Source organism: Henriciella pelagia (assembly GCF_002088945.1).
Lineage (GTDB): Bacteria > Pseudomonadota > Alphaproteobacteria > Caulobacterales > Hyphomonadaceae > Henriciella > Henriciella pelagia.
Map to the genome: position 1 here is coordinate 75,811 of NZ_NCSU01000014.1, position 16,069 is coordinate 91,879.

Annotated in this window: 18 protein-coding genes and 1 riboswitch; of the genes, 10 read left to right on the forward strand and 8 right to left on the reverse strand. The window is 60.4% G+C overall.

Features of this window, described 5'->3' with window-relative positions; translation table 11 throughout:
• Positions 1–3 precede the first annotated feature (3 nt).
• The 8 genes from cobO (at position 4) to cobD (ending at position 8,885) form a co-directional block, all read left to right on the forward strand.
• Positions 4–606, forward strand: coding sequence for a cob(I)yrinic acid a,c-diamide adenosyltransferase (gene cobO, locus B8746_RS14375; RefSeq protein ID WP_084394400.1), 603 nt, complete (start codon positions 4–6; stop codon positions 604–606).
• Between the two features lie 57 nt (positions 607–663).
• Positions 664–852, forward strand: a riboswitch (cobalamin riboswitch).
• Positions 853–1,022: 170 nt separating this feature from the next.
• Complete coding sequence (locus B8746_RS14380) at positions 1,023–2,870, forward strand: TonB-dependent receptor plug domain-containing protein (RefSeq protein ID WP_084394401.1); 1,848 nt, start codon at positions 1,023–1,025, stop codon at positions 2,868–2,870.
• 9 nt (positions 2,871–2,879) lie between these two features.
• Positions 2,880–3,725, forward strand: a complete 846-nt coding sequence (locus tag B8746_RS14385) for an ABC transporter substrate-binding protein (protein WP_084394402.1) — start codon at positions 2,880–2,882, stop codon at positions 3,723–3,725.
• The gene (locus B8746_RS14390) at positions 3,722–4,711 is read left to right on the forward strand and encodes a FecCD family ABC transporter permease (RefSeq protein ID WP_084394403.1); all 990 of its coding nucleotides are present in this window, start codon (positions 3,722–3,724) and stop codon (positions 4,709–4,711) included. The genes B8746_RS14385 and B8746_RS14390 overlap by 4 nt, the downstream gene beginning before the upstream one ends.
• Positions 4,704–5,465, forward strand: coding sequence for an ABC transporter ATP-binding protein (locus tag B8746_RS14395; protein ID WP_084394404.1), 762 nt, complete (start codon positions 4,704–4,706; stop codon positions 5,463–5,465). Before B8746_RS14390 ends, B8746_RS14395 begins: the two co-directional genes overlap by 8 nt.
• Entirely contained in the window at positions 5,462–6,946 is a 1,485-nt protein-coding gene (locus B8746_RS14400; RefSeq protein ID WP_084394405.1) for a cobyric acid synthase, read from the forward strand. The genes B8746_RS14395 and B8746_RS14400 overlap by 4 nt, the downstream gene beginning before the upstream one ends.
• Positions 6,946–7,896, forward strand: coding sequence for an adenosylcobinamide-phosphate synthase CbiB (cbiB, locus tag B8746_RS14405; protein ID WP_084394406.1), 951 nt, complete (start codon positions 6,946–6,948; stop codon positions 7,894–7,896). The genes B8746_RS14400 and cbiB overlap by 1 nt, the downstream gene beginning before the upstream one ends.
• Positions 7,896–8,885: a threonine-phosphate decarboxylase CobD gene (cobD, locus tag B8746_RS14410; RefSeq protein ID WP_084394407.1), complete on the forward strand. Its 990-nt coding sequence runs from the start codon at positions 7,896–7,898 to the stop codon at positions 8,883–8,885. Before cbiB ends, cobD begins: the two co-directional genes overlap by 1 nt.
• Here the strand turns inward: cobD and cobU are convergent.
• The 4 genes from cobU to B8746_RS14430 form a co-directional block, all read right to left on the reverse strand.
• Complete coding sequence (cobU, locus tag B8746_RS14415; protein WP_084394408.1) at positions 8,875–9,381, reverse strand: bifunctional adenosylcobinamide kinase/adenosylcobinamide-phosphate guanylyltransferase; 507 nt, start codon at positions 9,379–9,381, stop codon at positions 8,875–8,877. The genes cobD and cobU overlap by 11 nt on opposite strands.
• 217 nt (positions 9,382–9,598) lie before the next feature.
• Entirely contained in the window at positions 9,599–9,835 is a 237-nt protein-coding gene (locus B8746_RS14420) for a TonB-dependent receptor (protein ID WP_084394409.1), read from the reverse strand.
• A 219-nt stretch (positions 9,836–10,054) separates the two neighbouring features.
• The gene (locus tag B8746_RS14425) at positions 10,055–10,573 is read right to left on the reverse strand and encodes an EF-hand domain-containing protein (protein ID WP_084394410.1); all 519 of its coding nucleotides are present in this window, start codon (positions 10,571–10,573) and stop codon (positions 10,055–10,057) included.
• A gap of 30 nt (positions 10,574–10,603) precedes the next feature.
• Positions 10,604–11,377, reverse strand: coding sequence for a DUF4198 domain-containing protein (locus B8746_RS14430; RefSeq protein WP_158084645.1), 774 nt, complete (start codon positions 11,375–11,377; stop codon positions 10,604–10,606).
• 177 nt (positions 11,378–11,554) lie between these two features.
• Here B8746_RS14430 and B8746_RS14435 point away from each other — a divergent pair, with 177 nt between their 5' ends.
• On the forward strand, positions 11,555–13,000 hold the full coding sequence (locus B8746_RS14435; RefSeq protein ID WP_158084646.1) for a DUF2271 domain-containing protein: 1,446 nt from the start codon (positions 11,555–11,557) through the stop codon (positions 12,998–13,000).
• A gap of 5 nt (positions 13,001–13,005) precedes the next feature.
• Entirely contained in the window at positions 13,006–13,644 is a 639-nt protein-coding gene (locus tag B8746_RS14440) for a PepSY-associated TM helix domain-containing protein (RefSeq protein WP_084394413.1), read from the forward strand.
• A 29-nt stretch (positions 13,645–13,673) separates the two neighbouring features.
• On the opposite strand, the gene B8746_RS14445 is transcribed toward B8746_RS14440, so the two are convergent.
• The 4 genes from B8746_RS14445 to B8746_RS14460 are packed head-to-tail and all read right to left on the reverse strand — an operon-like array spanning position 13,674 to position 15,987.
• On the reverse strand, positions 13,674–14,561 hold the full coding sequence (locus B8746_RS14445) for an energy transducer TonB (RefSeq protein ID WP_084394414.1): 888 nt from the start codon (positions 14,559–14,561) through the stop codon (positions 13,674–13,676).
• Complete coding sequence (locus B8746_RS14450; RefSeq protein ID WP_084394415.1) at positions 14,558–14,941, reverse strand: ExbD/TolR family protein; 384 nt, start codon at positions 14,939–14,941, stop codon at positions 14,558–14,560. The genes B8746_RS14445 and B8746_RS14450 overlap by 4 nt, the downstream gene beginning before the upstream one ends.
• Positions 14,938–15,303 (reverse strand): ExbD/TolR family protein, encoded by a 366-nt coding sequence (locus B8746_RS14455; RefSeq protein WP_158084648.1) that lies wholly within the window; start codon positions 15,301–15,303, stop codon positions 14,938–14,940. The genes B8746_RS14450 and B8746_RS14455 overlap by 4 nt, the downstream gene beginning before the upstream one ends.
• A 36-nt stretch (positions 15,304–15,339) precedes the next feature.
• Positions 15,340–15,987: a MotA/TolQ/ExbB proton channel family protein gene (locus B8746_RS14460; protein ID WP_084394416.1), complete on the reverse strand. Its 648-nt coding sequence runs from the start codon at positions 15,985–15,987 to the stop codon at positions 15,340–15,342.
• Between the last annotated feature and the right edge of the window lie 82 nt (positions 15,988–16,069).

Sequence of the window (16,069 nt, forward strand, 5' to 3'; positions counted from 1 at the left end):
CCCATGACGACCGAGCAGACCCATTCCGAAAGGATGAAAGCCCTGCAGGCCGAGCAGAAGAAGAAGACCTCCGAAGCGCGTGATCCCGGTCGCGGACTGGTTCTCGTCCACACAGGCAATGGCAAGGGCAAGTCCAGCTCCGCCTTTGGCGTCATCATCCGTGCGCTTGGCTGGAAACAAAAGGTTGGCATCGTCCAGTTCATCAAGGGCAAGTGGATTACCGGCGAGAAGCAGTTCTTCATGAACTTCAAGGACCAGGTCGACTGGCATACAATGGGGGAAGGCTTCACCTGGGATACGCAGGACCGCGAGCGCGACATCGCCGCCGCCGAGTCGGCCTTTTCCAAAGCTTGCAGCATGATGCAGAGTGGAGACTATGACCTTGTTGTCCTCGACGAGATCAATATCGCGCTGCGCTACGACTATCTCGATATCCAGGCCGTGATTGACGGGCTGAAGGCGCGATCGGACCGCACCAGCGTTATCCTGACGGGCCGCGATGCCAGGCCGGAACTCTGTGACTATGCCGATCTCGTCAGCGAGATGACGGAAGTGAAGCACCCATTCAAGGCCGGAATCAAAGCCCAGCGCGGCATTGATTTCTGAAGGTTTCCCAAAGGTCAGTCGACCAAAGAGACCGATTGACAAACCTTCGCACTTGCAACATCAGAGCGCTCAGATGGTGCTCCCCTAACAGGGAGCTAAGAGGGAAGCCGGTGTAAATCCGGTGCTGTACCCGCAACTGTAAGCCGGGAGCTGATGGCCAATATGCCACTGGAGCGCAAGCTCTGGGAAGGCGGCCAGAGGTGATGATCGGCGAGCCAGGAAACCTGCCATCGCGTCGTTCGTCCGGAGACCGGGGAAAGTTCTCAGCGGGCGGGAAGGCAATAGCCTCTCCTTTTGTAACGACACCCAGAGAAACCGGCTGGTCGCCCGCATGAGTCTTTCCTCATGGGCCAGATATTGTCGTTATGAATTGCACCTGTCTTCACGGGCGACGGGGTGCCATGAGGGGAAGACCCATGTCGTATAAGACGGCTCTGCTCAGCGCGGCAGCCCTAGGCATTTCTGTGCCTGTTTTCGCGCAAGTTTCTGAATTGGAAGAGAACCGGCTTGGCCCGGTTATTGTCGAAGGCTCACGCCTTGACCAGACGGCTGCCGAAGTCGGCTCGAGTGTCAGCATCATATCGGAGGAAGACCTCGAGAAACTGGACTATGATTTCGCATTGGACGCCGTCGCAACCGCGCCGGGCGTAACGATCAACCAGAACGGCGCATTTGGTGGTTCCGCCAGTGTCCGCATCCGCGGCGCATCCTCCGGCCAGACGCTCGTGCTTGTCGATGGCGTTCCCGTGGGAGACCCGTCCACCACCGACGGAAGTTTCAATTTCGCTTTTCTGGATACCGCCAGCGTCGAGCGCATCGAAGTCCTGAAAGGCCCGCAATCTACGCTGTGGGGGTCCGACGCGATTGGCGGTGTGGTTTCCATCACCACCAAAGAGCCTGAAACTGGTCTCGTTGGCAGCGTGTTTGCCGAATATGGTTCCTTCAACACGCTTCGCGGCGGCGCATCCGTAGAAGGTGCGAACGATACCGGTGATTTCCGGCTTTCTGCTTCAGGCATTTCGACAGACGGCATCTCGAAGGCCGACGAAGACAACGGCAATACGGAGGACGACGCCTATGAGTCGACAACCCTGTCGGCCAAGGGCGGCCTGAACCTGCCGAGCAAGGCGCGCCTCGAAGCGACCGTGCTGTATAACGACGCTGAGTCTGAATATGACAGCTATTCGGGCGGCGCTCAGGGCAATGTCGCCGATGGCGACCAGGTCACGCAGAACGAAACCCTTGCAGGCAACCTTTCGCTTCAACTGCCCCTGCTCGACGACCGCTTCGACAATCTGTTCTTGGTTGGATATTCCGATATCGCGCGCGAGAATTTCACAAACGGCGCCCAGAGCTATTTCGCCGAAGGCGATCGTTCGATCTTCCGGTATCAAGGCACATTCGAAATCAATGACTTGAACACCGTGTCCTTCGGTGCCGAGCGCGAGGAAACTTCCGCCAATGGCGAGAATGCTGACACGGACAGCCTGTTCGCGCTCTATGAGCTGAAGCCGGTCGACTCCCTGACCTTCACGGCAGGCGTTCGCAATGATGATGACAGCCGGTTTGGCTCCGAGACGACCGCTCGCGTGGCGGCAGCATGGAACCCGACAGACCAGGTCACCATCCGCTCAAGCTGGGCACAGGGCTTCAAGGCGCCAAGCATCTTCCAGTCGACCTATATCTGTACGTTCTGCGGCCTGACCGAGCCGAATTCAAACCTCAAGCCGGAAACTTCCGAAGCGTTCGATATTGGCGTTGACTGGCGCTCCGCCGATGGCGGTCTGCAGGCTGGCATCACCTACTTCAACCAGGACACCGAGAATCTGATCGATTTCTCCTTCACCGCTGGCTACGACAATATTGCCGAGGTCAAGAGCCAGGGCGTCGAAGTGTTCGCCGGCTACGTCCTCACGGACTGGCTGAGCGTGAACGGCAACTACACCTTCATCGATGCTGAAGATGGCAACGGCAATGAACTCAGCCGTCTGCCGGAGCAATCAGGTAACGTCACTGTGTCGTTTGCCCCGGACGGTCCTTTCTCTGGCGCAGTCCTCATTCGTTATAATGGCGACGAGGCCAACACCAATGGAACGACGCTCGATGGCTGGACCCGTGTCGATCTGACAGGCCGTTACGCCCTCAATGAAAGCGTGGAACTCTACGGCAGGGTCGAGAACCTGTTCGATGACGATTACCAGCAGATCCTGGGTTACGGTACGCCGGGCCTGTCAGGGTCAGTCGGTATCCGGCTGCGCTACTAGGAACCGCTCATGTCGAGACTGGCGATCCTCTCTTTCATCGGACTTGGACTTGCCGCCTGTGGTGCGCCTCCGCCGCCACACGGCGAGGGAGCAGGCCGCCCGATGCGGATTGTCAGTCTCGACTATTGCGCTGACCAGTATGTCCTGAAGTTCGCCGACCGGGAACAAATCCTGGCCATTTCGCCGGATGCGGTGAAGGACTTCTCCTATATGCGAGAGGCAGCCGAGGGTGTGCCAACCGTTCGCCCGGTCGCTGAGGATGTCCTCATCCTGAAACCTGACCTTGTCGTGCGCGCTTATGGCGGTGGTCCCAATGCCGAAGCCTTTTTTGAACGCGCCGGCGTACCCGTACTGACGGTGGGATGGACGTCTAACGTCGACACCGAGGAAGTCGGCTCCATACCAAGCCTCATCCAGCATATGGCTGACGGGCTCGGGCAAAGTGAACGCGGGCGCGCGCTCGTGACAGATTTCCGGGCCCGGCTCGCCGCCATCAACAAGCGAACAGGCGGCGAAACGGCCCTCTATCTCACCCCTACAGGCGTGACAACGGGCCCTGGCGCGATGGTGCACGAAATGCTGGTTACTGCCGGGTTCGAAAACTTCCAGGATCAGCCTGGCTGGCGCTCCATTCCGCTTGAACGCCTCGCCTATGAGCGCCCGGATGTTATCGCAGCCGCCTTCTTTGATCAGAAGACAAATCATCCAGGCTCCTGGAGCGCGATGAACCACCCCGTAGCGGAGCGACATATGGATGAGGTCCCCGTTATCCCCCTGAAAGGTGCCTGGACGGCCTGCGGCGGCTGGTTCATTCTGGACGCCATTGAAGCGCTCGCAGAGGGAGGCGGATCGTGAGCGAGCGTTTCCTGGTTCCTGGCCTTGTCGCCGCGTCGGTCGTCGCAATCTTTGCCGCCTGCCTTCTGGGCTCCACTCCGCTGGCGGCTGATCGCGTGCTTGCCGCTTTTCTCGGCGGTGCGGATGTCGGAGATCGGCTGGTGGTCTGGCAGATCCGTCTGCCGCGGGCCATCGCCGCTTTTGTGACAGGTGCTGCGCTGGGAATTAGCGGCGCAGCGCTCCAGGGCCTGCTACGCAACCCGCTGGCTGAGCCCGGCGTGCTTGGCGTTTCTGCATCCGCCTCCCTTTTGGCGACATTCTCGCTCTACTATGGACTGGCGGCGCTCTCTCCCTGGATCCTGCCACTCTCGGCGATTGCAGGTGCGCTGGCCGCGACAGCCCTCATTGCGCTCGCCGCCATACGGACCCGATCTGTCGTCACGCTGATCCTGATCGGTGTCGGCCTGTCGAGCTTCTCCGGCGCGGCAATGAGCCTGCTCATGAACCTCGCGCCCAACCCGTTTTCCCTGTCTGACATGATCAACTGGATGCTGGGATCTGTTGCCAATCGCAGCTTTCAGGAGCTTGGACTGGCGGCACCGTTCCTGCTGGCGGGAACAATTATCCTGCTGGTATCCCGGCGCGGACTTTCCGCACTCACCCTGGGAGAGGAAGCCGCAAGCGGTGTCGGCCTCAACCTGCGCAACCAACGCATCCTCACTGTGCTCGGAGCCGGGCTGGCGACGGGCGGCTCGGTCGGGCTCGCCGGTGCAATCGGCTTTGTCGGGATCGTCGCACCGCACATCATCCGGCCATTCGTAAAGCATGATCCGGCTCGGTCGCTCATCCCGTCTGCGCTTCTCGCGGGCCTCATACTGGTCATGGCAGATATTGGCGTGCGGTTGATGCCGACAACCAATGAACTCAAACTGGGTGTCGTAGCCGCGCTGATCGGGGCGCCGGCCTTTGTCTGGATTGCCATGAGGAGGCGCACGCTCAATGGCTGACCTTATCGCCCGCAATCTGTCTGTCGAAGCAGGCAAGGCGACGCTTGTCCGCGATGCCAGCTTTCGGCTTGCGCGGGGCGAACTGGTCGCGCTGCTCGGTCCGAATGGCGCCGGCAAGACCAGCCTGCTCCGCGCCTCGCTTGGCCTTGAGAAACGTGCCTCAGGTGATGCGCTCCTCGATGGTACCGATAGCGAGAAGCTCTCGCCAATGCAGCGCGCGAGGCGGGTCGCTTATCTACCGCAGCAAAGACCGCTCGCATGGCCCAACACTGTTCGCGACGTAGTCGCTCTGGGGCGCTTTGCGTATGGAGCCGCTCCCGGTCGGTTAAGCGCCGAGGATGCGGATGCCGTCGAGCGGGCGATTAAGCTCTGCGATCTCGGCTCTTTCGTCGACCGTCAGGCTGATACGCTGTCGGGTGGTGAGCTCGCACGCGTTCATTGCGCGCGTGCCTTTGCTGCAGGCGCTCCGCTGCTGATCGCTGACGAACCTGTTGCTGCGCTCGACCCGCGCCACCAGTTCCGGATCATGGATATGATACGCGGGTTCGTCGACGAGGGTGGCGGGGCGTTAGTGGTGCTGCATGACATCGCGCTGGCAGCACGCTACGCGGACCGGATGATCTGGATGAAGGATGCGCAAATCGTCGCTGACGGACCACCCGCAGAAACGCTGTCTGAAGAGCGGATGGCGGACATTTACGGCGTGCGCGCGAAGGTTTCAGGCAATTCGGTCGAGATCGAAGGGGCCATATGACCGCCAAGGCCTTGATGCTGCAGGGCACTGGGTCCGATGTCGGCAAATCAATCCTGACTGCAGCCTTTTGCCGTATCGCCAGACGGCAGGGCCTCAGCGTTGCGCCCTTCAAGCCGCAGAACATGTCGAACAATGCCGCGGCCTGTCCGTCCGGCGGCGAGATCGGGCGGGCGCAGGCCTTGCAGGCAATGGCATGCGGGCTTGAGCCTCATACCGATTTCAACCCGGTCCTCCTGAAGCCGGAAACCGACAGGCGCGCGCAGCTGGTCGTTCATGGCAAGGCAGTGGGCGCAATGGATGCTGCCCATTACATGGCCCATCGCGGCGATCTGATGGACCGTGTCATGGAGAGCTTCGAGCGTCTGACCGCGGCGCATGACCTCGTCATCATTGAAGGTGCTGGCAGCCCCTCGGAAATCAATCTTCGTGCGCGCGACATTGCCAATATGGGGTTCGCGCGCAGGGCTGACGTTCCCGTCTGCCTGATCGGTGACATTGACAAGGGCGGCGTCATCGCGAGCCTGGTCGGGACAAAAGCCGTTCTCGACCCGGCTGACGCCGCAATGATAACGGGGTTTCTCATCAACAAGTTTCGCGGCGACCCGGCCTTGTTCGAGGACGGGGTCAAGGCGGTCGAGGCGCGAACCGGCTGGCCGTGTTTCGGCGTTATTCCATGGATGACTGCGACCGCTCACCTGCCAGCAGAAGACGCCGTCACGCTTGATCGTCCACAGCGCTCCGCTGGCGGCAGGCTCCGTATTGTCGCGCCGATGCTATCGCGTATGGCGAACTTCGACGATGCCGACCCGCTGCGCCAGGAAACAGGCGTTGATTTTGGATGGGTCAGGCCCGGCCAGCCAATCCCGCGAGATGCCGATGTGATCATCCTGTTTGGCACCAAATCTACGCTCGGCGATCTGGCCTTCCTGCGCCAGCAGGGCTGGGATCATGACATCATGGCTCATGCACGCGCGGGTGGACGCGTTCTCGGCATTTGCGGCGGCTATCAGATGCTCGGCAATCGGATCATTGATCCGGACGGGATGGATGGCGAGCCCGGCGAGGCTACGGGGCTCGGGCTGCTGGACGTTGAAACGCGGATGTCGGCTGGCAAGCTCGTCGCGCCAGTGTCAGGTCATTGCTGCCTGAGCGGCGCGGATGTTTCCGGCTATGAAATCCATACCGGCAGGACCACCGGGCGTGACTGCAGCAACCCAATGTTTCAGCTTTCCAGCGGCGGTGACGGCGCCCGAAGCGCAAATGGCCTGATCGAAGGCACCTATCTGCATGGGGCGTTCTCGACTGATCTGTTCCGCAGAGGCTGGCTCGAACGGGCGGGCGGCGAGGCCAATACCGACTTGAATTATGGTGGCGCCGTTGAAGACGCCCTCGAAAAACTCGCAGACGACGTCGAAGCCGCCGTGGACCTTACGTCGCTGCTGGCCTCAGCACGTCATCCCGGCTGGCAACCAGACGCCTGATGACCAGCGCGTCGCTCATGCTGGCCGCCTGGGCGATTGAAGCGGCGTTTGGCTGGCCGGACTGGCTCTACCGGCTTATCCGTCACCCGGTCGTCTGGTTTGGAGCTTTGACCGGTTGGCTTGATGCTGCTCTCAACCACCCTGCATCGCCACATCGGGTCCGGTACAGCTTTGGAGCGATTGCCGCGCTGCTGGCAGTGGTCGTCGCGACCACACTGGCATGGCTTCTGTCCAGGCTCCTCCCCGACACCTGGGCAGGCTTTGCCGTGGAAGCGCTCGTCGCGTCCAGCCTGCTCGCCTCTCGTAGCCTGTACCAGCATGTGTCAAACGTCGCTCAGGCTCTGATTGCCAATGACCTGCCGGCAGCCCGCAAGGCGGTGTCGCTGATAGTCGGGCGCAACCCAGAACAGCTGGACGAGGCCGGCGTCGCGCGCGCATCTATTGAAAGCCTTGCCGAGAATGCTTCAGATGGCGTCGTGGCACCGCTGTTCTGGGGCGCGCTCTTCGGACTGCCGGGCCTCGTCGCTTACAAGGCCATCAACACGCTGGACTCCGTGATCGGGCATCGAAATGACCAGTACGCGGCCTTTGGCGGGTTCGCAGCCCGGCTGGATGACGTTGTCAACCTCGTTCCGGCCCGCCTCACTGGTCTACTCATTAGCCTCGCTGGCGGAAGCATGCTGGCACTCAAGGTGATGATACGGGACGCAGGACGGCACCGGTCGCCGAATGCAGGTTGGCCGGAAGCGGCAATGGCCGGAGCCCTGAATGTCCGTCTATCCGGCCCACGCCTTTACGGGGGTCATCGAACTGACGAACCGTGGCTCAACCCCCAGGCACAGGACCCAGACGCAAGCGATGTCCGGAAGGCATTGAGGGTGTATGTACTGGCAATGGCCGCAGGCGCTCTCCTGCTAGGCGGCTTCGCCATGATCAGAGGCACGATGTGATGCAGGATGGCCAACATGGCGGTGCGCTGGACCTGATGCGCGCGGCTTTCCCCTCAGCGCCCGAGCCCTGGATCGACCTTTCAACCGGCATAAACCCCTGGTCTTATCCTTTCAGGGACATCCCAGATGCCGCTTACCGTCACCTCCCCGTTCGCGATGCCTATGACAGCTGCCGGAGCGCGATGGCGAAAGCGCTCAGGGCGCCAGCGGAAAGCCTGCTTCTTGCGCCGGGCAGTGAATTGCTGATCCGCCTGCTACCGAAAGTGATCAACCCTCGCCGGGCTGCCATCCTGACCCCTATGTATGGCGATCATGTCGAAGCCTGGCGACGGGCAAGGTGCGACATCATCGAGACCGAAGACCCATTGGGCCTGGCCGACCAGGTCGATGCCGTGGTCGTTTGCAATCCGAACAATCCGGACGGCAGACGCTTTGCCCCCGATAGCTTGTTGAGGACGGCCGAACGGCTTGCTCGCCGCGGCGGCTGGCTCATTGTCGATGAGGCTTATGCCGATCTCGATCCATCTCTCAGCCTTGCGCCGCATGGTGGCAAGGATGGGCTGATTGTCCTGCGCTCATTTGGAAAGTTTTACGGCCTTGCAGGGGTGCGACTGGGCGCCCTGCTGGCGCCCGAAGCCCTGCGATCGGAGATGCAGCATCTGCTTGGTGTATGGCCTGTATCCGGACCAGCTCTTCACATTGGCAAACAGGCCTGCAGAGACGAGGCGTGGCAGCGCGAGATGCGCAGTCGGCTAGCGGACGCCAGAGTGCGGCTGGACCGAATTCTCCATGCGGCAGGTCTGAAAGTCGTGGGCGGAACGGACCTCTTCCGACTTGTCGAAACCGAAAACGCTACCCGGCTCTGGGAGCATCTCGCCCACCACGGGATCTATGTGCGCCGCTTTGACTGGAGCGACAGACTTGTCCGCATCGGCCTTCCTGAAACCGATGCGGCCGAAACCCGACTGTCAGCCGGCCTCACCCCTTGAGACGAAGCGGCAGGCCTGCGGCAACAAACTCGACCACATCGCAGGCGCTCGCTACGGCCTGATTGAGGCGGCCCTGCGCGTCGCGAAACGCCCTGCCGATGGGGGACTCCGGCACAAGACCTAATCCGAGCTCGTTCGAGACAAGAAACACCGGTTTGGTCGCAGCCGGAAGCGCCGCGCACAATCGTGCAGTCTCGTCTTCTACATCGCGGCCATGGTGCATCAGATTGGAGAGCCAGAGCGTAAGACAATCGATGACGATGGCCTCATCGGGCTTGGCCTCCCCGAGCGCCGGCGCGAGATCGAGCGGTGCCTCCACTGTGCGCCACCCTTCGGCGCGGTCTGCCTGATGACGGGCGATCCGTCGCGCCATTTCATCATCCAGCGGCTCGGCTGTCGCGATGAAAACGCGGCTGGGTGATGCCTGTTCGGCAAGGACCTGTGCCCGGCGGCTTTTGCCCGAACGCGCCCCTCCGAGAAGAAATGTGACTGTCATCCCCCTGCTTACCGGCGCTGCCTGATCTGGTCCACGGATAGCTGGCACATTTGATGGCGGTCCCATCTCTCAGTTCAGACTCGTGCGCGACAACTTCAGAAAGATGGCGGCGCAGATTGCAGGCTGGGGCCTTCCAAGCACTGATCGTTATGGAAGGCGGTTTTGCAGTCGACGATCTTGGTCGAAACGTAGCCGCCTTCCTGTCAGGATTTGGCGCCTAGTCTAGCGCGAGGCGCAGGCTGGCACCGATCGTCCGCGGACGCGTCACCGAACCCGCAAACGAGAACGGCGCGTTGAGGATGCCATATTCATCGGTCGCATTCTTGACGAACAGGTCGATTTCGACGCCAGTCCGAATTTCGGCCGATGTAGTGAGATCGAACAGGTGATAGTCGCCTTTCATGAGCGTCGCACCAAATGCGGCCGGCGCTTCCGACAGGTGGAGGTGCCTCACCTCTGCGCCTCCTGACCGGCTTACCCGTATTTCGGCGCGATTGCCCATCACACACAGTTGAAGAGAACTGCCTCGCCGACCAGCCTCTCAGCAGAAATGGACGCGTATCCTGTCGCCATCCAGTCGGGGAAACCCGGTCGCTCGCATGTTTTCATGGCATCGTGCCGTCGGACTGTGGGAGGCAATTCCGGCTCTGCTCATCGTGGCCACCGGCTTTCTCTAGAAATGCGTTTCTGCGTCGCTCTCGTCAACGACGCCATCGCCATTTGTGTCGAGTGTCCTGAAGATGCGTTCGCCCGATGCGTTGAACTCGGCGAGCGTCATGTTTCCGTCATCGTCTGAATCCAGCACGTTGAAGCGGATATGCGCCTGGTCGATCTGCCCCCTGTAACGTTCATCCAATTCCTTTTTGAGGCGCACATCATACTCGGACACATACTCTTCCTCGTGAACCTCGCCGTCGCTGTTTGCGTCACGCAAATCATAGCCCGACTTGCGCTCCACCCTGAACTCTTCATAGGTCACACGCCCGTCGCCGTTGGCGTCATATGACTTCACGAACCTGTCTTTGCCGTGCGGCGATGACCGGCTGATCGGCTCACTTTCGCCGGCCGAGGATGCGGTGTCAGCGTCGGCACTTGCGACCGCGTCGGCTGCAGCCAGTGACGACTGCTGCGATGCGCAGGATGCGAGCACAATGGCCGTGCCGAGCGCGATGAATGGTCCAGAATATTTCATGAGAGTGTTTCCCTTGGTCGCGCCGCCGGTCTAGCGCAGCACTTCAAATGTGATGGAGGTTGTGTAGCTTCTGATGTCGGTTTCAGCGCCTTCTGGCGCATCAGCGCGGTGGCGGGTCATGAGCAGGTAGAGGCCCGGCTCATCAAGCTCCAGGCGCAACTTTCCCGCAGCATCGGTCTTGGGAAGCTGAACGTATTTAGGGTCTTCATATTCGCCGCCCTGACGAGTGATTTCCATTTCCTGACCGGCAAGCGGCTGGCCTTCAAACGTCACGTCGAAGGTCAGCGCATCGCCCAGATAAATCTCATTCGGGTGCAGGTTGGGTGTCAGCGCAAGCGGCCCTGAGGACTGTTCAACAGCAGCCCAGGTCGGTGCGCCCTTGGTGACATAGACGTCCGAAACCGTCGCCGTCTGCCCTGTCACCACGCGCGTTGCGTTGTCCGGGATCTCAACTGCACCGTCTTCAACGTGCAGCGGAACAAGTTCGCCATCGACTTCGGCATACTTGCTCTCCCGGCCGAGACGGAGGCCCGTGGTGAAGCGGTAAGTGCCTTCTTCCTCCAGCGAGCTCTCAAGCAGGACGAGTTGGCGGAACTCCGTCACCGCATCGATCTCACCGCGCGTCCCATCGGGACGCACGACGTGATAATCCCTTGAAATAACGGCGATTTCAGCGTTCGGAAAATTGTCGGTGAACGACGAAACGAGCGTTACATAGCTGCCCTCGCTGGTGTTGAACACCGTTGGCAACAAATAGGATACGTGCGCATGCGCCTTGGCGCCCACCATTAGTGTGGCGGCCATGCACGCTGCCTTCAAATACGATCCAGTCATCAAATTTGCCCTTCCAGATTTCGATAAATTTCCTAGCAGCAGACAGCGCCTCTTGTAAATGCGAATAAGTTGCATTTACAAGTCCACTTGATTGATTAACTGCATACCGGCCCCCATTCGGGTCGAATGAAGGTCAGGAGACCGGATATGAAACTGCCCCTGTTCGTTGCGGTTGCCCTCTTCCCGATTGGCATGACAGCCGCACCTGACGCGCATGGCGAAACGTTCAAACATCACCAGGACCGCGTCCTCGGCACCTCATTCGAGCTCACGGTGAAGGCCGATAGCGAGCAAAGCGCTGAGGCAGCCAAGGCAGCCGCCCTGGCCGAAATCGCGCGCCTCGAAAGCATCCTGAGCACTTATTACGCCGACAGCGAAATCTCGCGCCTCAATGCTGCGTCCGAGCTGAAGGTCGCGCCAGAGCTGATCGAGGTACTCTCCAGATGCGAAGCGCTGAGAGAAAGCTCAGGCAATGCGCTCAGCTGCCGGATTGGCGCCCTTCTGGCTGAATGGGATGCCGCTGAAAAACTGGGAAGCCCGCCAGACAGCGTAGAACTGAGATTACTCGCCGGCGAGATCCGGCGTGCCGATGTCTCCATCACGCCCGCCACCGGATTGATCTGCCGCAGTGACCCGGTGACGTTCAACGTCAATGCCCTCGCCAAGGGGTACATCATCGATGCCGCGCTGGAGAAAGCGCGGCTTGCATCGCCAGAAGCAGACGCGATCCTGATCAATATCGGCGGAGACATCGCCGCCTGGAACCGGGATACGCAAGGTGTCATGTGGCAGGTGGCCATCGAGCAGACCCCGCAAAAGATCAGTCTCGGTACTGGCGCCATCGCAACGAGCGGCATGGGGCCGAGAAACATAAAAATTGGCGAGGCGGAGTATAGCCACATCATATCACCTGCCGATGGCTGGCCCGTTGACCATATCCGGTCGGTTTCGGTCTACGCACCCAGCGCGATGGAAGCGGACGCTACTGCAACCCTTCTCAGCGTGCTATCTCTCAACGACGGCCTTGCCTGGGTCGAGCAGACAGTCGGCATCGAAGCGCTCATCACCGCATCGGACGGACGGTCCCATCCATCTTCAGGATGGAACAGTCTTCAGACACCTGAAGGCCCAGCTCCACAAGAGGCGCTATCGAACGTCTCCATGAGCGTCACGTTCGAGATTCCCGAGAAAGACGTGTCGGACTATGAGCGTCCCTACATCGCGGCCTGGGTCTCCGACGACAAACGCAACCTCGTTCGCATTCTGCTGCTCGCCGGCGACGAAGCCCGCTGGATGGAAGAAAATTATTACTGGTTCCGTCGCTTCGGACGAAAGGCAGGCAGCCTTGTCGACGCAGAAAGCGGCCCCACCCGGCGGCCGGGACACTATGACCTGAGCTGGGACGGCAAGGACCATGATGGGAATGGCGTTCCCGCTGGCGACTATGTCTTCCACATCGAAGCCTCCCGCGAACACGGCGGACATCAACATGAGAGCGTGGAGTTTCAGACCGGCAAAGCTGGCATTTCATCCTTTACTATCGATCCCGGCGATGAACTTGGTCCGGTCACTATCTCGGTCGAACAGAGGTAGTCACCGTGCTGAAGACGCCAGAGAAAAACGCGGTAACAACCAGGCGACGCTTCAACAAGGGCGCATTTTACCGGCAGTGTCGCATGCTGCATGCTTACCTGTCTGCAGCTGCCTTCGTCTTGCTGATGTTCTTTGCGCTATCGGGTTTGCTGCTCAACCATCCGCAATGGTTCTCCCCCGAACGCAAAGCCCTCGAGCCGACCGTATTACAGCTCGATCCGGCAACGCTGGAGCAGGCCTTGGCTAGCGAAGCGCCAGCCCAATCCCTGTCGGATCTCATCGCCTCGCAAACGTCAATTGTCGGGGATTTCCAGGACGCCGATATCGATGAGGTCGAAGGTCTGCTCCGCTTTACCGGCGTCAAAGGTTCGACGGACGTCTTCATCGACTTGGAAACTGCGACAGCCGAGGTCGAAACGAGCCGCGCCAATATGACGTCGATCATCCATGATCTTCATCGCGGCAAGGATGCGGGCGTGTTCTGGAAGCGCCTGATTGATGTCACGTCAATCCTGATCCTCGCCATGTCGCTCGCCGGGCTTATCCTGTTCTTTTCACTCAGATTCAGACTGGCAACGAGCCTCAAGATCATGGGCGGGACTGTTGCCGTATTCGTCGCGATGTTTGTGTTCCTGACGCCATAGGAGCACTGGCTCGCATCGAAGCGCCCAACCTACTGCCCTTCGATTTCCACGACGAATGTGCGGTTCACACCGGGCGGTGGTTTCGGATATGGTGCTGCTCGCTTCACAACGTTTATGGCATCGTGATCGAACCGCCCCGAGCCTGATCGCTGGCTGATGGAGACATCCTCAATGTCCCCGTCCGCCGTCAGGGTGAAAGACACGAAAGCAGAGCCAGGGCTGGAGGCGCGAGGACGCCGGACGCGGGACAGGTGGCGCATGACTTCACCCGCATAGTTCATCTCGGCGGCGTTGCCGGTTGCACCGGATGTTGCCTGTTCGGTCTGGATCTCGGACTGGTTTGTTGAATCAGTCTCGCTCACACTGGCGTCTTCAGCGCCTCCACCACCATCGACGATTTCATCCACGTCCGACTCAGCCGTGCCTGCGGTCTTGCCATCAGGCATCGCATGCTGGCTCGTTTCAGCGTCATCCGGCGAGACTGGCTTTTCGGATTCGTGTGAGCGCTCCGGCGGAGTGGCGAGCAGATCCTTTGGTAACGTCTCGGGATGGACTTCGGTGGCTGGCGTGTAGCTGGGCGGCGGTGTCTTCGGGATAGCCTCGGGAGCCGATACCTCCGCGACTTCCTTCATAGGCTCAGGCTCGGCGGAAGTCAGCTCGGCTCCGGATGGCTCGGGCTCTACCGTCTCACCTTCAACTAGCGGCTCGACTGCGGTGTTCGCGTCAGCATTTTCGGGCGGCGAAGCAGACCTGCCCTCGCCGGTCCTGCTTCCTACATTGGCAAATTGCACACTCACGCTGCCGCCTTTTATCCTGGCGCTCGGGTCATGCGCAGGAAGCGCCGCCAGCAAAGCGGCGTGCGCCGAACAGGAGGCCAGTGTCACAGCGCCAATCTTGGTGAGAGTCTTCACATTCATCCGCTTGCATCCTCCGTGACAATGACGATCTGGCCCGCACCCGCCGTCTTGAGATGGCTGATCAGGCCGAGGAGCTCGGCAGCCGGCAGGTCCTTCGACGGCAGTAGCCGGATCGTACCGTCTTCGCTCTTCATGTCCGCCATACGCTCGGAGACATCTGCGACCGGATCTCCGTGCAGAAGCAGCACTCCGGCGGCATCGATCACAACGGCATCAGGCGGTACACAGCATTCAAGACCATCTGACTGAACGAACTCCAAATCGCCGGATTGCTGGCGGTCGAGCGTGCCTGTCACCATGAAGAATATCAGGATAAGGAAGACGATATTGATCAAGGCAGTCGTCGGCTCAGCCTTGTTTGCCCGTTTCAGCTTTCTCATGCCGGAGATGCCTCCAGCCGGATTTCGATGCCTTCGGCATCGCTGAGCATCTGAAGCACATCCATAAGCCGCTGGGTCGTCGCCGTATCATTGACGCGCACAGTGAGCGCCGTGGGCTCGCCTGTTCCGCTTACATGGCTGAGCGCGGACACAATCTCGCTGTCAGCGACCACTTCTCCATCCAGAACGACCCGGCCCGGTTCCACCAGCAGCGTTTGAAGTGTCTGATCAGGTTGCGCCGACGACCCGCTGCCCGGCGCGGCAATCTGCACGTCCACCTCGGAAAATTTGGAGAATGTCGAGGCAAGCATGAAGAAAAGCAGCAGCAGGAAAATCACGTCGATGAGTGACGTGATCGTCATGCGTCGTCTTCGTCTGGCCTGCCTCAGCGCCATGGTTCAGCTTGCCCGTGAAAGCCGGTCCCGGTCGCTTGCAGCCCTGACTGGAGCAATCACCACCGAAATCGCATGACCGGCGAAAGCACGTTCGGCATCAATCCGTGACTCCAGCCACGCCAGTGCTACCGATGTCGGCATGGCGACGGCGAGACCAGCAGCCGTGGTGAGCAGCGCAACCCAGATGCCGCCAGCAAGGATGGACGGGTCGACCTGGTTCCCCGCTACCTGCAGCGCCTGAAAGGCCTCGATCATGCCGAGCACCGTGCCAAACAGGCCGAGAAGCGGCGCCAGCTGCGCGATCATGTCGAGTATCCGGAACCCACCTTCGAGCGGCAGGAGGGCTTTTTCGGCCAGCGTCTCCAGCCGGTCCTTGCGCCCTGTGCCTTCCGTCATCGTCATTCCGAGGCGAAGCGTGTCGGCCAGCCAGTGAGGATTGGATTCCAGTTGCGTCTGAGCCTTTGTCCGATCGCCCGCATCCCAAACTACGAGAATGCGCTCGATCTCGCCATGCTTTCCGATGCGCTCCACATGGAATTGCCAGACCTTGTAGAGAAACACTGCCAGAGACAGGATCGACACGGCGGTCAGCAACACGAGGACCGGGCCGCCTGTCTCAATCAGCGTCTGAATTGGGTTGAGCAATGACATTGGAAACTCCGTTCTGACTGGCTTTGCCGACAAGCAGAAAAGGCAATTGATGCCGACGGCTTTGCGCCAGCACCAATGCTGC